We start from the raw sequence: 17648 nt of genomic DNA, 5'->3' as shown, positions 1-17648 counted from the left end.
GCAGGGAATATCGGGAATATTTTCAAGTTTTTCAACGAAGCAATTGACAATTTAGGCCTCATATATGCCATTCACGGAGTTAATCAGAGGTTCCTTAGGTAAGCTTTACGGTAAAACCCAACCCCTGCAATCGCTCACGAACACTGAGTAAATTTGCCTCCGGCATTTGATTTTTCTGCAGCAGTACCGTGAAATAGGAAAACTCGCGTCGTACCGGATATTGCTTTCTCAATCGATCAAAGTGAGCCACCCAGGCATCCGCATCCATGTACATTCCCGCCCTCAGTGCGGCATCATCCTGCATTACAGGGTAAGCGTGCAAAACAGCTTGAGAGATCAAGTCCTGCGCAGATATTTCAGGCGGAAAACTGATTTCCTGTGTTGCTTCAGGAACTGCCAGATGCGGATCAGACCAGTGGTATGGGATTTGAAAATAGTCACAGGCCGCTTCAAAAATCATCCGGGTACCGCGGACTTTCCCATCCAAACTGTATCCGGCAATATGGGGGGTGGCGACACGGGCATAGTCTACTATATCCCGATCAATTGCCGGTTCGCCATGCCACACATCCAAAACCAAGATCAATTGTTTCCCGGATTGCAGCACCCGCTTCAGTGCAGCCTCGTCCACAGCTGAACCACGTGCTGTATTAATAAATACTGAGTGGGAAGGACGCTCGGTAAAAAATGCGTGATCAAACATATGTAAGGTGGGATGGGACCCCGTGCGATTTAAGGGCACGTGCGCCGTGACGATGTCCGCCCCTTTCACTGCATCCCAAGTCACATAGTCTCTATCATTAAATTGCTCCTGCCGAGGTGGATCGTAGGGTAACGTTTTAATGCCCAACAATTCTAAGCGATGTAAAACCCGAGAACCCACATTACCACAGCCCACTACGGCAACGGTTTTGTTGCGTAAAGTGTCCAAAGTATATATCGCACATAAGCTACTTAATACGTATTCTGCAGCGGATATTGCATTACTACCGGGAGCACTGGCAAAACCCATATTGTGTGATTTTAGATAACTCAGATCGACGTGATCGGTACCTATTGTTGCGGTGGCCACAAACTTGACCCGGCTGTTTTGTAACAAGGACTGATCCACCCGGGATACGGAACGTACCAGGAGCATATCGGCATCACTCACTTGGTCCGCACTCAATGCCCGACCTGTCACAGTCCTTACCTTACCTAAAGCACCAAATACCTCGGCCACATAGGGAATATTTTCATCAGCAACAATATTCAAACCCGAATTCACTTCCACATTCTTTTTGCTCAACGTTTGAGCATATCCTATTTGCGTAAGCTCAAAAAAAACGCCCTGCCAAAACAAAGCGCGGGAGAAAATCTCCCGCGCAAAATTAATACCTGCAGAACACCAGTGAAGCTGGACTACAAATAAAGGTCAGTTCACCTAAGTTCGTTGACTAACAAAAACAAAACCGGTCACAACCCACGTACTTTACTTGATCGCGAGAGAACTGGACTCGGCTGGGTTTACTTTCACAGGCCCGACATTGTTCATCCCCGAGTTCCGGATGCGTCATTCCGGTTAGCTTCCCTTCATCTTCGCCGTCAATTTCCACCCAATAACAGGTTTGCGCATCATTGATTTGCACAAAACACCCGGAACCCAGATTTTCCAATTGCAATTCGGTGGGTTTAGGAAAACGTTCGTTCATAATTTCACCCCGATCTTGTTTAAATGTTACAACTCATTGAGTCGGTTTCACCTATCTCAATTTACCCCACACAGAGATGCAAAATACATACACTTTATTAGTTTGGTTCGTTTTTAATGCATCACTGTTTCATCACAAACTTTCGAAAGTTATATGGCTTTCGAGCTATATAACTTTAGAGCTATATAACTTTAGAAAAATTCTGTTGCCTGGCATTACGTAAATACACATCAAACACCATACACACGTTCCGGATCAAAAGCCGACCCACGGGTAAAACGTTAATCGCGCCGGCACTTAACTCCAACAAACCATCGTCCTGCATTTTAGACAACTCCTGTAACTCGGTCTTGAAATAATCCGAGAATTCAATCCCGAAGGCCGCATCAATTTTGGAAAACTCCAGCTTAAAGTGGCAGATCAACTGCGTAATCACTTCCCGACGCAGTATATCGTCTTCACTCAGGCTGATACCCCGATACACCGGCAATTTCCCGGAATCTATTAATGGGTAGTATTCTTCCAACGTTTTTACGTTTTGACTGTAGGAATTGCCCACTTTACTGATAGAAGTAATACCCATAGCGATCAAATCGCATTCGGCATGGGTGGCATATCCCTGAAAATTACGATACAAAGAACCGTTTTCCTGAGCAATGGCCATTTCGTCATCCGGTTTGGCAAAATGATCCATACCGATGAACACATAGCCCCCCTGGCTCAATTGCTCCATGGTATTGCGCAGTATCTTTAACTTTTCCGCCGGCAAAGGTAAGTCCGCTTCATTGATGCGCCGTTGCGGTTTAAACATGGTAGGTAAATGAGCATAGTTAAATACGGAAATACGATCCGGTGAGGCTTGCAGCACCTTTTCTATCGTATGAGCAAAACTGTCTACGTTTTGAAACGGCAGACCATAAATAAGATCCACGCTGACGGATTTATAGCCTAAATCGCGTCCGGTCGCTATGGCATCGAACGTCATCGCCTCCGGCTGTATACGATTCACAGCTTTTTGGACTTGAGGATCAAAATCCTGTACCCCCAGACTCAAACGGTTAAACCCCTCCCGCCGTAAAATGGATAGGGTCTCGCGACTGACCTCTCGTGGATCAATCTCAATGGAATACTCACCGGAGTCATCCTCTTTTAATGTAAAATACTTCCGCGTGACCTGCATCAACTCTATCATTTCATCGTGACTGATGAAGGTCGGTGTACCCCCACCCCAATGCAATTGTTCCACCGGACGCCCGGTATCAAACCAATGTGACTGCAGCTCTATCTCTTTATGTAATCGTTGTAAGTATGGCGCCGCTTTGCTGCGATCTTTTGTAACCACCTTATTGCAGCCACAATAGAAACAAACGGTATTGCAAAATGGGATATGAAAATACAACGATAGAGGCTGAACAGTGGTTTCCTTGCGGCTCTGCACATTGCTCCATTCTGCCCACTCGATGTAATTTTGAGCTTGAAACTCCTGATTAAACTGTACTGCGGTGGGATATGAGGTATACCGTGGCCCGGATTTATCGTACGCTTGGATCAGTTTTTCGTCGAATTGATACAGAGTCACAGTTCACCTGTTTTAGCTATTCAATAAAATTATATCAATTTAATACCGTGCGATTTTGATATTAATCAAAATTCTTAGGAATTAACTAAAGAAATCCGTAATTAGTGGCTCAAGCGGGGACTTTAGGATTGTTGTCGCAGGGCAAATCCCCTGTGATCTTACGCAGAGCATCCAAATCCAAAATCTTAATGTGTTTTCGGGCCGCTTCCAGGTAACCCAAATCCTGAAAATGGGTGAACTGGCGACTGATAGTTTCTACGGCCAAGCCCAGATAGTTTCCAATATCGGTTCGGGTCATACTAATATTGAATTCGTAAGGCGAGTAACCGCGGCGGCTACTGCGAGTTGACAAATTCACCAAAAACGCTGCCAAACGTTCTTCTGCCGACATTTTTCCCAATTGCAATAATATTTCCTGATCCGCCAGCAGCTCTTTACTCATGAGTCGATGTAACTGGTGTTGCAAACCGGGCAGTTCACCGGATAACTCTTCCAAACGGCCGAAGGGTACTTGGCACAAGCTGGTCATCTCCAAGGCTTGAGCGTTACATCCATAATAATCCGAACTCACACCGTCCAATCCTACTATTTCACCGGGCAGATGAAATCCCGTTACCTGTTGCTCGCCAATTTTTGTGGTTGTGTAGGTTTTAATGGTGCCGGAACGCACCACATAGATGGAGCGGAATTCGTCACCAGTCCGGTACAAAAACTGGTCTCTTTGCAGGGGCCGGGGACGTTTAACGATCTGGTCCAAACGGTTCATTTCGTCACGATTCAGACCCAAGGGCAAACATAAGCTGCGCAGACTGCACTCTCCGCAGGCAACTTTAATGGTGGACATGCTGATAACTTTATTTGATGTATCCATTTATTCTAATTATACCTCTAGCACACCACCGCCTCTTTTCCTGCAGCATCGCGCCTGGTCGACCAATCTTGAGAAAATACCAATGCTCACCCATAGTTATATTTTAATGCGCTGGGCGCCGGATGTCATGTTAAATTCTCATACCTAAGCGCGCTTTAACACCTGCTGTTCAATCCCGCCATTTATTTGTTTTTATAGAACTTTATTCATCAAGAAACCACTAAACCGGCCGTTACATTGGTGAACCCCAATGACAGCCGCAGATGATAAAACCGTCGCAAAACCGCATAAAACTCATCGCTTTGATTAGTATCATGGCGACACTCACCGTTGCGGTGGCGGGAGCGACATTATTTTTACTCTACGAAAAGGCCTACGATCGCCAGTTACAATGGCTCAACGAAACCGCCCAAAGTAATGCCAGCTACATGGATGCCATTGCCGAACACGAACTGGAAACCCACAATCAGGATTTTGGTCATGCTTTTGAAAGAACCATAAACCAGACCCGCGCAGCCCACCGTCATCTGGCTTCTATATCTGTAGATACCAGCTATGTGGTTGCCGGGGAGAAAAACGGCCAGCTGACCTTCATATTGCATCATGACGCACCGTCCTCTACTTTACGCCCCATTGCGACAGCCATCAAATCCATTTATGCCACTCCTTTTCGGCGAGGACTGCAGGGAGATTCCGGTATCTTGGTTGGTGTAGACAGCGACGGCTCAGACGCTATTTTTGCTTATGCACCGGTTCCCTACCTTAATGTGGTTGTGGTCATCAAACGAAACCTGCAATCATTTCGGCAACCGTTCATTAAAGCCGGAGTTGTCGCTGCCGGTACCGGATTAATTTTTATCGTGATCGCCAGTCTGTTTTTTGTCAGAATCGGTAATCCATTAATTGTCTCCGAAGAAATTAACCGATCCCAATTACAAACGGTGTTGAACACCATTGTGGACGGGGTACTGACTTGTGATCCCAATGGCCGAATCACCAGCTTTAATGGAGCCGCCGAATCTATTTTCGGTTACACAGAAGCAGAGGTTTTAAACCAGAATATTGCCATATTGGTACCTACTGATACTGCTGAGCTCCACAATGCCTACATGCAACAGCATTCTCAGGGTGATGCTGTGCTGCTACACGGCATCACCGGGTTTAGCCGTGAAGTTATGGGACAACATCGAAACGGTACAGTTTTTCCCGTCGATATTGCCATCAGTGAAAACATCATTAACGGTGCAACCGTGTTTACCGCCATCGTGCGTGACATTACCCAACGTAAACACATTGAAGCGGAACTCAACAAGCACCGCTTAAATCTGGAAGAGAAAATTGCGCAACGAACTGCCGACTTAGCCGAGGCCAATGCACAACTGTCCCGTTTGGCCCGTTTGGACAGCCTCACGGGTCTGGCTAATCGACGGGTTTTTGATGAAACTATTGAACAAGAAATGCGCCGTTCCCAACGTCTCAATATACCGCTGACTCTGTTGATGTGTGATATTGATTATTTTAAAAACTACAATGATTCTCTTGGCCATTTGGCAGGCGATGAATGTTTGAAAACGGTAGCTGCGTTGATCCAAAGCCAGTTTAAACGTGCCGGTGAAGTCGCTGTACGCTATGGCGGTGAAGAATTCGCGGTAATCCTCCCCTCGGTCGCAACACCAGATGCCCAAGGTATGGCTAAGGGGCTTCTTATAGCATTGGAACAGTTAAATATCCCTCACCCTTCATCAAGCATTTCCAAACAATTAACCCTAAGTGTGGGCATTGCGACCAGCCACCAAGGACATCTCACAGAAAAAGATCAGTTAATCAACGCGGCTGACCAAGCCTTATATCAGGCCAAAACCAATGGTCGCAATCAGGTGGCCTGGTTTAAAGAGCAAACGCCACTACCGAAAACGCAGCCGCCTCATTCCTGACCTGCATACTCCTAATCTCGTGCTGCCATCCGGCTTGTCCTATAATGAAGCTGGAGCTTCTCATTCCCCAATAAGCCGCGGATCGCATGGAACCAACAGCGAAAAAGAAACAGATCTTTCGTGGATTGCAACAACAACTGCAAGGTGAGTTATTGACCGATGATGTCAGCAGAATGTTATACGCCACTGACGCTTCCATGTATGAAATTCTGCCGCTGGGTGTGGTCCGCCCCAAGTCTTTGCAGGACTGCCTCACCTTAGTCCGTTTTGCCTATGAGTTCGACATACCCTTAATCCCACGTTCAGCAGGCACCAGTTTGGCAGGCCAAGCCGTGGGAGATGCACTTATTGTTGATTGTTCCCGCCATCTAACCCGGATCATCCATATCAACCCGCAACAACGTAGGGCCGTGGTTCAAGCCGGGGTGGTGTTGGATCAACTCAATCTTGCGGTGGCGCCATACGGTTTGCGCTTTGCCCCTGACCCATCCACCAAAAGCCGTTGCAACATTGCCGGAGTCATTGGCAACAACGCCTGGGGAGCTCATGCACCGCGTGACGGCTCGACGGCCAATCATATCGAACAATTGCAGTGCATCGTTAGCCCGGGAGAGCAGGTTTACTTTGGCCCTATGAGCCCAGCCGCCTTAGACGCCAACAACACAGCAAAATTTCGTGGCCGGCAACTGACCCACCAGGTTGTCGATACCCTTACTCGCTACCGTGAAGCCCTAACAAGCGGAGCCAATGCAGATACAATGGATGGAGGTATCATAAATAATGGTGGCTACGCCTTACCCGATTTGGCCGCGACTTTGACAAACCATACAACAAACAGGTCAAGAGACAACTTCAACCTGAGTCGACTGATCTGTGGTAGTGAGGGCACCCTGGCGCTGGTATACCAGGCCACCGTACGGCTAAGCAGCAGCATCCCCCACACGTACATGCTGTGCCTGGAGTTTGAGTCCCTGCACAAAGCCATGCAGGCTGTACCGCTGATAAGACACTCCGATGCAGCTGCTATTGAGCTGCTGGACCACACACTTTTACAGTTGGCGCAAACCAAATTCGGCGGAAAGCTTCCTTGGTGTAAGAACGGGATAAGAGACGGTCTCCAAGGAGCACCCGCAGCCATGCTCATTGTGGAATACTCCGCCGATAACGCCGATTCTTGTTGCCAGGCTGCCACGCACATGGAACACGAACTGCACCGCGCACGGCTATGCCAACACATCACGACCATTCCCCATGAACTCAACGCCTCGGTTTGGCAACTGCGACGCTCTGCCCTGGGAATGTTAATGGGAATGGCATCAAGAAAAAAGGCGCTTACTTTTGTGGAAGACAGTGCAGTACCAGTACAACATTTGGCCGCCTTTGTAACCGAAGCCCAAAACATCATGCGCCAACAGGGTTGTGACGCTGTATACTATGGCTCGGTGTCCATGGGCCTGGTACACATACGCCCCTTATTGGACTTGGGTGACCCGGTAGATCGCGCCAAACTGAGACCGATCACTACAGCCATCTTAGAGGCATTGCTACGCTACGGCGGCACGCTAAGTGCCAAGCACGGTGACGGCCGTGCCCGTTCGCCGTTTTTACAACGCATGCTGGGCGATGAACTCATGCAGGCCGCCGGCGAAGTCAAAGCGCATTTCGATCCTAAAAATTTATTTAATCCAAATAACATCATTCGACCCTTGCCCATGGAACACGGTCTGCGCATTCCGACAGCATTGTCACAGCGCACATCGCTACAAACATCGCTACACACATCGCTACACACACAGCAACTCGTAAAGGAAATACCACAAGACAAATCACAGGAGCAACGACAATCCATACTGACGGCGGTACAATCGTGTAACGGCGCTGCTGTCTGTCGCCAGTTAGAAGGAAGCATGTGTCCTTCGTACCAAGCCACACGGGATGAACTGCATGTGACGCGGGGGCGGGCCAATGTGATTCGGCAAATACTCAGCCTGCCTGACACCCGTCTATCCGCATCCGACACCGCAGCGTTGCAGCAAACGCTGGAACTGTGCATTGCCTGTAAAGCCTGTAAAGTAGAATGTCCTGCCGGTGTGGACATGGCACAAGCCAAGATACGGATTCTTAACCTATTTCAACGGCAATACGGCACCCCCTTCAAAACTCGCCTGATTGCTCAACTGGATCGTCTTTGTAGTTGGGCCAGCCTCTTACCCAGTCCTGTAGTAAACTGGCTGGCGCAAACACTTCTGCGGCCCTTACTGAATCTGCATCCACAACGACAATTACCCCGCATGCAGGCTACCCGCTTTAGTTTATGGTTTTCACACCGAACCCGGCAGTCGAAAGCTGTACTGCGGGAACAGAGCGTAATCTTGCTGAATGATTTCACTACGGAGTATTTCCACAGCGCCACCGGTGAAGCCGTGGTGGAGTTATTGGAAGCTGCCGGTTTTCACGTGTTACTGTCCCCCTGCTTTGACTCAGTGCGGTCGGTACTCAGTCAGGGAATGTTTCAACTTGCCAAACAACGCCTAAGCGCGATTATCGCTTGGATAGAGCAGCAAGCACTGCCGGATACCTACATTATCGGCCTGGAACCGTCGGAATGGCTAACTTTGAGGGATGAAGCCAATCGGGTATTGGATTTCAATCTGCCACCGCAGCTGTTACAGCGCTTTGTTTTGTTTGAGGAATTTGTGCAATACCAACACCCGGCCTTTGCACAGCTGGACTTCAGCGATGAACCCATGCATATTGCCTTGCACCTGCACTGCCACCAAAAATCCCTTGGCAAGACCCAAGACAGTGTCAACACGCTGTCCCTATTACCCAACACCTCGGTTGAGGTGATTCCTTCCGGTTGTTGCGGCATGGCCGGCCTATTTGGTTATGAAACCAAGCACTTTTCCGTGTCTAAAGCCATCGCCAACCTCAGTCTGCTACCGGCACTAGGCCAGACCCCAAAAAACACCGTGGTGGTCACCACCGGGTTCAGCTGCCACCACCAGATAAAGGATCTTACCGACATAGACACCGTTCACCCAGCGGTTATTTTACGGCAGCGGTTACGGTCTCAAGCTTGATCCAGTCTTAGATTTGTTGATACGACCTGAACTGTGGTCTCAAGCCTGAATCGAGGTTTTGATAACATGAGCCGCCTGAGCCGGCAAAAAGTACTGGTACACCGGAGCCGAATGCAAGGGATTATGGGCATCATAGGTGATACCGTATAAGGCAAAAAAACGCTGCGCCTTTTCCGGAACCATTTCCCGCCGTGAAACAATTTCCAACAATTTGGCGTTTTCCACCGTGGTTCCCAGGCCCGGTGCCACCGTGTCAATTTGCTGCTTCAAGGCAGTGGGAATGCCTGCATTTTTCTCCGGCTGGGTAAACACCTGTACCAATAAACCGGCCGTATAGCGGCCGGTGGGTGTCATAGAAGCCACTCCCTGCGCCTGCAAAGCGTCTACGATATCCCCCAGAGAAACCGCATGACGTGTACCGTCTTTGGTAACAGTGGCACGAATAGCCAAATGATGGGCGGTATAACCATAAACCCGGTTCCAGTGCTGTATGATCTGTTGCGGATGATCCGCACCGGATTGATCAATAAACAGACGCAATACTTGTCCGTTTTCAAGGATTTTGTATAAAGGATAAGCGTTCCAACCGTCCGGGAATTGGTAAAAGGCTTCGTGATCCAGTTGTGGTGAAACATAACCGTGGTGGGTCTTGAGCATTTCGACCACTCTTTCTGCATCCCCATTAGCCTGAGAACCGCAACGTATGGCCAAATGATCAAACAGAACCTGCCATTGATGCTGAGCGGCAATTTGTAACAGTGTGAGATCGGCTTTGCTGTTTAGCAGGGACTCAATGGCCTTAACGGCGGTGTAGGCATCCAGGTCGACAATCCAACGGCAAATGAGCTGGACTCGGGCCTCATCCATGAAGCTTTGAGCCTGGGAAAAAATACCCTGCATGAACTGTCCGGCATACTCGGACACATGGTCCGAAGCTCCCGGAACTTGAGTTTCAAACACAAAATCCGCTCGCACTTTTTCGTAGGCCTGAACCAATTCCGTATAATTGCGCACCTTTTCAAAATAGGGTCTCGCGGTACACGCCTGGGCCCGGGCTTCAAAGGGAGTCAAATCCAATATGGACCACTCACCTTCGCTTCTGGGAATGGTGATACGGGTATCGCTGCAGTTTTTTTCCAAAGTATCCACTTTGGGGTCGACATAGCAGGCGTCATTGACCAAAGATTGGGCAAATTGTGTAAACGGCGTCGGTGTATTTGTGGTAGCCATTAAACGATCCTCCTGCATTTTAGAACAGGCTATGCTGCAAAAGACCCGGGTGGCCGACCCAACCCCGGACAGTACTCCAGCAGCGAAAGCGACGTAAAGCAACTGCGGCTATACTTAAAATTGCTTGCCGTATTGATCCAAGTATAGCTGCGTAAAACGTGGTCGCCGATGGGTGAAAACAGCAAACGGCCTGTAAACATTGTCGTCCTTTTACCATCAGTCTTGAGGAGAAACTCATTGTCAGCACATGCCATTTTGGTGTTGGGCGCAGGGAAAATTGGCTCCCTGATCACTTGCATGTTGTCGCAAAGCCCTGACTATAAAATTTGCTTGGGAAATATGAATTTGGATGCAGCCAATGAACTACGCAAACAATTATCACTGGACCACGTGGTCGTCTTAAAACTGGATGCCCAAAACCAATCGGATTTGGAGAAGGCTATTCGCAACCATAATATCCAAACCGTAGTCTCGGCTTTACCCTATTATTGCAATCCCATAGTGGCGGATGTCGCTGCCCAGTTACAAGTCAACTATTTTGATCTCACTGAAGATGTGGAAGTAACCCGACATGTACGGCAAGTCAGCGCCGGCCACCAAAATGTTTTTATGCCTCAATGCGGCCTGGCACCCGGCTTTATCAGCATCGCCGCCAATGCGCTTATGCAACAATTTGATAGTCTCGACACGGTCAAAATGCGAGTGGGGGCTTTACCGGTTAATCCCAATAACACCTTAAAATATTCCCTTACCTGGTCCACCGACGGGCTTATCAATGAGTACGGCAATACCTGCTTTGGCATTGAGAACGGGGATATTTCTCCCCTGCTCCCTTTGGAGGGCTATGAAACCATTACTCTGGACGGTGTATTGTATGAAGCCTTCAACACCTCCGGCGGCTTGGGTACTCTGGCCGATACCTATCACGGCAAAGTGGAGACGATGAACTACAAAACCCTGCGCTACCCCGGTCACTGCAAAAACATCAAACTCTTGATGAACGACCTCAAACTGAACCAGGACCGGACCACACTCAAGCGTATTCTGGAAAACGCCATTCCTAAAACTCTACAGGATGTAGTACTGGTTTACGTGGCGGTGAGTGGCCGTATCGGCGGTGACTTGTTTGAAAAAAATTATGTGAAAAAAGTCTATCCTGAAACCATACAAAACAAGCTCTGGTCCTCCATTCAAGTCACCACGGCAGCCGGTGTTTGTGCCGTAGTGGATATCGTGCTGCAAAATATAAAAAACTACCGGGGATTTGTGACCCAGGAACAAATTGGTCTGGACACGTTCATTAACAATCGTTTTGGAAAATATTACGCTTAAAGGGAGTACGCAGTGGACTTATTAAAACAACTGCACATTGAACCCAATCCCAGCGCTACCTATTGCGGTGGCCACGGCTGGATCAGCAGCAACGGTAAAACCATACCGTGCATCAACCCCGCTACAGAAGCACAAATCACTCAAGTGCAAACCTGCTCCGCCGAGCAATATGAATTAGTGATGCAAAACAGCGCAGCGGAATTTCAACGCTGGCGCCACCTTCCTGCGCCCAAACGCGGTGAATTGATACGCGCCATTGGCGACAAACTGCGACAATACAAAGACCCCTTGGGTAGTCTTATCGCCACGGAAATGGGGAAAATCAAACAGGAAGGTGATGGCGAAGTCCAGGAGATGATTGATATTGCCGACTTGGCCGTGGGCCAATCCCGCATGCTCTACGGCAAAACCATGCACTCGGAACGCCCACAACACCGTATGTACGAACAGTGGCATCCCCTGGGCATCGTCGGTGTCATCAGCGCTTTTAATTTTCCCATGGCGGTGTGGTCCTGGAACGCCTTTCTTGCCGCCATTGCCGGTAATACCGTGGTGTGGAAACCCTCATCCAAAACGCCCTTGTGCGCCGTGGCCGTGCAGCACATTTGCAATCAAGTCATGGAAGTTGCCGGCTACCCCGGTGTTTTTTCACTGTTTCTGCCTGAGGATAGAAGCACCTCTGAGCGATTTATCCACGACCCAAGAGTGGGCTTAATGTCATTCACCGGCTCCAGCGCCACCGGACACAAAGTGGCTGCCGCCGTCTCTGCGCGCATGGGTAAATACCTATTGGAATGCAGCGGCAACAACGCCATTATCGTCGACCAAAGCGCGGATTTGAAATTGGTTATCCCCGCCATCGTCTTTGGCGCCGCCGGTACCGCCGGGCAACGCTGCACCACTACCCGCCGAGTCCTGGTCCATCACAGCATCATGGATGAAGTCTGTGAAAAACTGCGTCATGCATACGCCCAAATCAAACCCGGTAATCCGCTGCAAACTGATGTGCTCATGGGCCCCTTAATTGATGCCACCGCGGTGGACCGGTTTGTTCAGGTCATAGAGACACTAAAAAATGACGGCGCCCAAATCCTGGCAGGCGGCAAATCCCTGCCAGGCCCCGGTTATTTCGTGGAGCCCACGTTAGTTCGAATGGAAGAACAAAAAGACATGGTCAAGCAGGAAACCTTTGCCCCCATACTCTACCTCATGCCCTACGACACCCTGGAACACGCCATCGCCCTGCAAAACGATGTGCCTCAAGGTTTGTCATCCGCCATTTTCACTCAGGACCTGAAAACCGCTGAAACCTTCTTATCTGTGGTGGGTAGTGATTGTGGCATTGCCAATGTCAACATTGGCACCTCGGGCGCCGAAATTGGAGGTGCCTTTGGCGGAGAAAAACAAACCGGCGGCGGTCGCGAAGCCGGATCGGATTCCTGGAAAGCCTATATGCGGCGGCAGACCAACACGATAAACTGGAGTGATGAGTTACCGCTGGCGCAGGGGATTCGGTTTGATTTGGAGTGAGGTTTGGTTTGGGGTTTGGCACTTCGAACAAATACGGAAAGCCTCTGCGTTTCTTGGCTCAGCCTGGGAACTCGCTCGACAGGCGAGTCGTAGTGCGTACTGCGGGTTTCCGTGAATGTTTTTTGGATTTAATTTTCGTCAATATCTTTGCTGCAAACTGACGCAAGCAATCGGATACGAAGCTGGTTTTTGCTCACCCTACTTGGTCAGTGGTCAATCTATTTAAGCCTTTTTGAGGTGTAGCCTATCGGTAACAAGAACAAATCTAATAAATAAATGAACTGAATTCGTTCAAGGAACCCAGCCAAGCGACACAGAAAAAAGTATTACAGCTCGAAACGCGGTAAGGAAAAACCAAAAATGGAGCAGAGAAAAAGACTAAGACTCCGGAGCATCACCAAACAACAAAATCCCATCCTTCCCCATAACGGTCACCTGACATACTTTCTGCTTCCATAACGAAGCCGACAGTATTTTCCGGTTGGAAGTCACCGAAACAGTGTAATCCACACCGTTGTGGGTAAATCCCACATAGGCGGTATCTTCACCGTGGTTACCCCCCGGTCTTTCGATGACTTGTTGCAACTTCAGTGCATGCTGCTGGAATTTTTTCTGCACAGGATCCATAAATCACCGGGTTATTCTTGTTAGGCAAACAAGCGTTCTATTCTACAGAATCCCTGGTGGTTTTCCCAACACCAATGTCAGGCACCGGATTGAACCGTAGTAATCGCGGATTGTTGGCTTTCAGACTGTTTGCGCACACAATTCCGTATAGCACGGGTCAGATCCGCCTCTTTTACGGGTTTTTTCAGATAGTGAGCCGCTCCCATGTCGTAAGCTTTTGTTTTTTCGTCTACTTTACTCAAAACAATCACGGGAATATGATTCAAATCGACATCCGCCTTAAGCTCCAGCAGGCAACCCCATCCTTCATCTTGAGGTAACAAAATATCGAGTAGAATCACATCCGGATCGACCCGCCTGGCGAGATGCAAGCCTCGCTTAGCCGTTTCGGCTACAGAAATATTAAAACCTGCCTTTTGCAAATACTCCGGCAAGAATAACAGCGCGTTGGGATCTGCATCAATGACCAATACTGTCGACACATAACTGCGCCGGTCATTACCTTTTTCTCTGGACAAGGGGGTGTTCGGGATTGCAATGGTTTCAGGTCGATTAAGCGACAGCGGCAGTCTAATAATGAACTCGGTCCCCTTACCCGACTCACTTTGCACATCGATGCGGCCTCCTAACATTTCCGTAAAACGCTTACTGATGGTTAATCCCAGCCCGGTGCCGCCATACTTTCGGGTTGAGGTACTGTCTACCTGAGAAAACTCTTCAAACAGATGCTTAATCTCCTGACTGGATATACCTATGCCCGTATCCTTCACTGAAAACCAGATTTCATTGTGTTCGGCACTGCGCGTCACGCTCAATGTAATAACGCCTGCATTGGTAAACTTGGCTGCATTACTCAATAAGTTAATCAGAGACTGGCTCAGTTTGGCTGAGTCAGAAACGATCTCATCCAGTTCCGGGTCTACTTCTAATATAAAGTGATTAGTGTTGTAATTAATCAACGGTAAAACCGCTATGGACACCTCATCCAGCAATTTATGCAAATCTAAGGATTTGAGGGTCATTTCCATTTTACCCGCTTCAATCTTGGACAAATCCAGAATATCACTCACCAGACTCAACAGATGCGCCCCGGCTGATTTAATTTTCTTTAGATCGGGACCAAATTGTTCAACTCCGGCAGCATCCGCTTCTTCCTCCAGAATCTCACTGTACCCAATAATGGCGTTCAAGGGCGTACGCAACTCATGACTCATATTCGCCAGAAAAGCAGACTTAATTTGACTGGACTTCAGGGCGTGGTCTCTGGCTTCGGCCAGTTCGGTGGTGCGTTCGCGGATACGCTGCTCCAAGCTGGATTGTACATCAAGCAATTCTTTTTCTAAGGCCTCACAGCGCTGACGATAATACTGTATATTATTGTTTTTAATATAGTTATTGGAATTCTCCTTGTGGCGTTTGGAATCCGCATAGGACATATAAGCAGCGCCTAGCGCCAGAGCACATGCCAAAACCAATAGCCCTTGTATCAGCCCGATAGGAAAACCACCGCTGATGGTTGCCACGCACAGGAACAACAAGATCGTGACTAACAACAGAGAGCCGATGTAGGTTTGTATTGTCCGGTATTTTAGAGACATCTTATATTGAACCACCTCCAGACTATATCGTTCCAGCCGTCTATTCTCTAAATAGTCATTTCCGCCGCCCCAAGGAACTTCTTGTAATTCTTATCTGTCATACCTTGCTGACAGGCCGGAGGAAGTCTAGAATTCCAGCCTGCTGGAACGTAAGGGAGTAACTGCCAGTGGCAGTTATAAAAAGGTTCCACACGCTTGCTGCATAAGGCAGGCTGACAAATAATTGAAAACTTTTGGTGATCTGATTAAGTCCTGCACAGTTTTTACAGGATGATTCATGGCGACGTCATACCGACAAGCTGTAGTACCAACATGTCCTGAATTACTGGCCTTGGATTCAATCCAGTATTGCCATACCACAAACATCCTTGATCCGTTGTGGAGGCGGCTTTGATCCGCTTGCGCAACACAAGGCAACAACCAATAAGAGAGGTCATAGATTGTTTATGGAGACAATGATTGACGTTCAAAATTTGCGCAAAACCTTTGGGTCTTTTGTCGCAGTTTCGAATATCTCATTCCAGCTAAAGCGAGGCGAAGTGCTGGGTTTTCTCGGTCCCAATGGCGCGGGAAAATCCACCGCGATGAAAATGATTACGGGATTTCTGACCCCCACTGATGGTCAGGTCAGCATCTGTGGTCACGACGTCACTGACGAACCCATCAAGGTGAAAGCAGCATTAGGGTATTTGCCCGAAGGTGCCCCCACCTACGGTGACATGACACCCAATAGCTTTCTGGAATTCATTGCCGAAATTCGCGGCTACAAAGGCGAAGAAAAACAAAAGCGGGTGCAGCAAGCCGTAGCTACCACCAACTTGGAATCGGTACTGCACAAACCCATTGAAACCCTGTCCAAAGGATTTAAACGCCGTGTCGGTCTGGCTCAAGCCATATTGCACGACCCGGACGTACTTATATTGGATGAACCCACCGACGGTCTGGACCCCAACCAAAAACACGAAGTGCGGGCGTTATTGCAATCCATGGCTAAAGACAAAGCCATCATTATTTCCACCCATATCCTGGAAGAAGTGGAAGCGGTTTGTACCCGGGCCATGATCATTTCTCGGGGAGAACTCTTGTTTGACGGGACTCCGCAGGAACTGGAGGCACAATCCAAAGTTCGTAACGCTGTGTCGTTGGTATTGGAGTCCGGTGATACCAAAGAAGTCAGCCGCAAACTGGAACAACTGAACCAAGTGGCTTCGGTACAAACACAAAAACGGGATGATACGGTGAAATACACCATCATACCCAAAGACGGCAAATCCATCGTCAAGGACCTGGCCCACCTGTGCCGCTCGGAAAACTGGACCGTGGATGAGATGCATGTGGAACCCGTGAAACTCGATGAGGTTTTTCGCAGCATCACCACATCAGAATCTCAGGAGGTACGCACATGAGTACTGCGATTGCAAATACAAATTCCAACCTGCTACTGTCCGTGTGCAAGCGGGAATTGGGCAACTACTTCGGAACACCCGTTGCCTATGTCTTTATAGTGATCTTCTTGGCGATGACCGGTGTCTTTACCTTTGACATTGGCAGCTTTTATGAGCGCGCGCAGGCTGATTTACGACCTTTCTTTCATTTCCATCCCTGGTTATATTTGTTTTTGATTCCCGCTCTGTCCATGCGCTTGTGGGCCGAAGAGCGAAAATCGGGCACCATTGAACTCATCATGACACTACCCATTCCTATTGGTATTACCGTATTGGGTAAATTCCTGGCCGCCTGGGGTTTTACTGCCATTGCTCTGGCGCTCACCTTTCCCATGTGGATCACCGTAAATTACCTGGGCAATCCGGACAACGGTGTCATTTTCGCCAGCTATGTGGGCAGTCTATTAATGGCCGGGGCTTATCTGGCGGTGGGTTCCTGCATTTCAGCCATTACCAAAAATCAAGTCATCGCCTTTGTTATTGCGGTGGTGGTTTGTTTTCTATTCATTGTGGCGGGTTTCCCCGTGGTGCTGAACTTCTTCCGGGACTGGACCCCACAACTGATCGTTAACGCCATTGCCTCATTTAGTTTTCTGACCCATTTCAACAACATTAACAAAGGGATCTTTGACCTTAGGGACATTTTCTACTTCGCCAGCTTTATTGCGTTCTGGCTCTACGTCAATGTTGTAATTATTGAAATGAAAAAAGCGGATTAGAAGGAAGCA

Annotated in this window: 13 protein-coding genes; 6 read left to right on the top strand and 7 right to left on the bottom strand. The window is 48.6% G+C overall.

Annotated features, from left to right (window positions below):
• Positions 1-94 precede the first annotated feature (94 nt).
• The 4 genes from OEY58_21805 to fnr all read right to left on the bottom strand — a co-directional run bounded on the left by OEY58_21805 (position 95) and on the right by fnr (position 4141).
• A complete protein-coding gene (locus OEY58_21805; protein ID MDH5328092.1) occupies positions 95-1288 on the bottom strand; it encodes a 4-phosphoerythronate dehydrogenase in 1194 nt (397 codons plus the stop codon).
• A gap of 148 nt (positions 1289-1436) precedes the next feature.
• Positions 1437-1691 (bottom strand): hypothetical protein, encoded by a 255-nt coding sequence (locus tag OEY58_21800; GenBank protein ID MDH5328091.1) that lies wholly within the window; start codon positions 1689-1691, stop codon positions 1437-1439.
• 181 nt (positions 1692-1872) lie between these two features.
• Positions 1873-3270: an oxygen-independent coproporphyrinogen III oxidase gene (hemN, locus tag OEY58_21795; protein MDH5328090.1), complete on the bottom strand. Its 1398-nt coding sequence runs from the start codon at positions 3268-3270 to the stop codon at positions 1873-1875.
• 109 nt (positions 3271-3379) lie between these two features.
• A complete protein-coding gene (gene fnr, locus OEY58_21790; GenBank protein MDH5328089.1) occupies positions 3380-4141 on the bottom strand; it encodes a fumarate/nitrate reduction transcriptional regulator Fnr in 762 nt (253 codons plus the stop codon).
• A gap of 263 nt (positions 4142-4404) precedes the next feature.
• Here fnr and OEY58_21785 point away from each other — a divergent pair, with 263 nt between their 5' ends.
• Positions 4405-6075: a diguanylate cyclase gene (locus OEY58_21785; GenBank protein ID MDH5328088.1), complete on the top strand. Its 1671-nt coding sequence runs from the start codon at positions 4405-4407 to the stop codon at positions 6073-6075.
• A gap of 86 nt (positions 6076-6161) precedes the next feature.
• On the top strand, positions 6162-9158 hold the full coding sequence (locus tag OEY58_21780; protein ID MDH5328087.1) for an FAD-binding protein: 2997 nt from the start codon (positions 6162-6164) through the stop codon (positions 9156-9158).
• Positions 9159-9197: 39 nt separating this feature from the next.
• Here the strand turns inward: OEY58_21780 and OEY58_21775 are convergent, their stop codons facing one another.
• Positions 9198-10388, bottom strand: a complete 1191-nt coding sequence (locus OEY58_21775; GenBank protein ID MDH5328086.1) for a hypothetical protein — start codon at positions 10386-10388, stop codon at positions 9198-9200.
• 237 nt (positions 10389-10625) lie between these two features.
• On the opposite strand from OEY58_21775, the gene OEY58_21770 reads away from it, so the two are divergent.
• Positions 10626-11720 carry a saccharopine dehydrogenase NADP-binding domain-containing protein gene (locus OEY58_21770; protein MDH5328085.1) on the top strand — a complete coding sequence of 365 codons (1095 nt, stop codon included), beginning with the start codon at positions 10626-10628 and terminating at the stop codon, positions 11718-11720.
• Between the two features lie 12 nt (positions 11721-11732).
• Positions 11733-13250, top strand: a complete 1518-nt coding sequence (locus OEY58_21765; GenBank protein MDH5328084.1) for an aldehyde dehydrogenase family protein — start codon at positions 11733-11735, stop codon at positions 13248-13250.
• Positions 13251-13628: 378 nt separating this feature from the next.
• Here the strand turns inward: OEY58_21765 and OEY58_21760 are convergent, their stop codons facing one another.
• Together OEY58_21760 and OEY58_21755 are read right to left on the bottom strand one after the other, a co-directional pair.
• The gene (locus tag OEY58_21760) at positions 13629-13877 is read right to left on the bottom strand and encodes a hypothetical protein (GenBank protein MDH5328083.1); all 249 of its coding nucleotides are present in this window, start codon (positions 13875-13877) and stop codon (positions 13629-13631) included.
• 77 nt (positions 13878-13954) lie between these two features.
• Positions 13955-15475 (bottom strand): ATP-binding protein, encoded by a 1521-nt coding sequence (locus tag OEY58_21755; GenBank protein ID MDH5328082.1) that lies wholly within the window; start codon positions 15473-15475, stop codon positions 13955-13957.
• 455 nt (positions 15476-15930) lie between these two features.
• On the opposite strand from OEY58_21755, the gene OEY58_21750 reads away from it, so the two are divergent.
• Positions 15931-16881: an ABC transporter ATP-binding protein gene (locus tag OEY58_21750; GenBank protein ID MDH5328081.1), complete on the top strand. Its 951-nt coding sequence runs from the start codon at positions 15931-15933 to the stop codon at positions 16879-16881.
• Entirely contained in the window at positions 16878-17639 is a 762-nt protein-coding gene (locus tag OEY58_21745) for an ABC transporter permease subunit (protein ID MDH5328080.1), read from the top strand. The genes OEY58_21750 and OEY58_21745 overlap by 4 nt, the downstream gene beginning before the upstream one ends.
• Positions 17640-17648 lie beyond the last annotated feature (9 nt).

The sequence above is a fragment of the Gammaproteobacteria bacterium genome (assembly GCA_029882975.1).
Taxonomy (GTDB): Bacteria; Pseudomonadota; Gammaproteobacteria; order SZUA-152; family SZUA-152; genus JAJDNG01.
The sequence above is the reverse complement of the archived record's forward strand: the minus strand, read 5'-3'. Positions and strand labels throughout refer to the sequence as shown.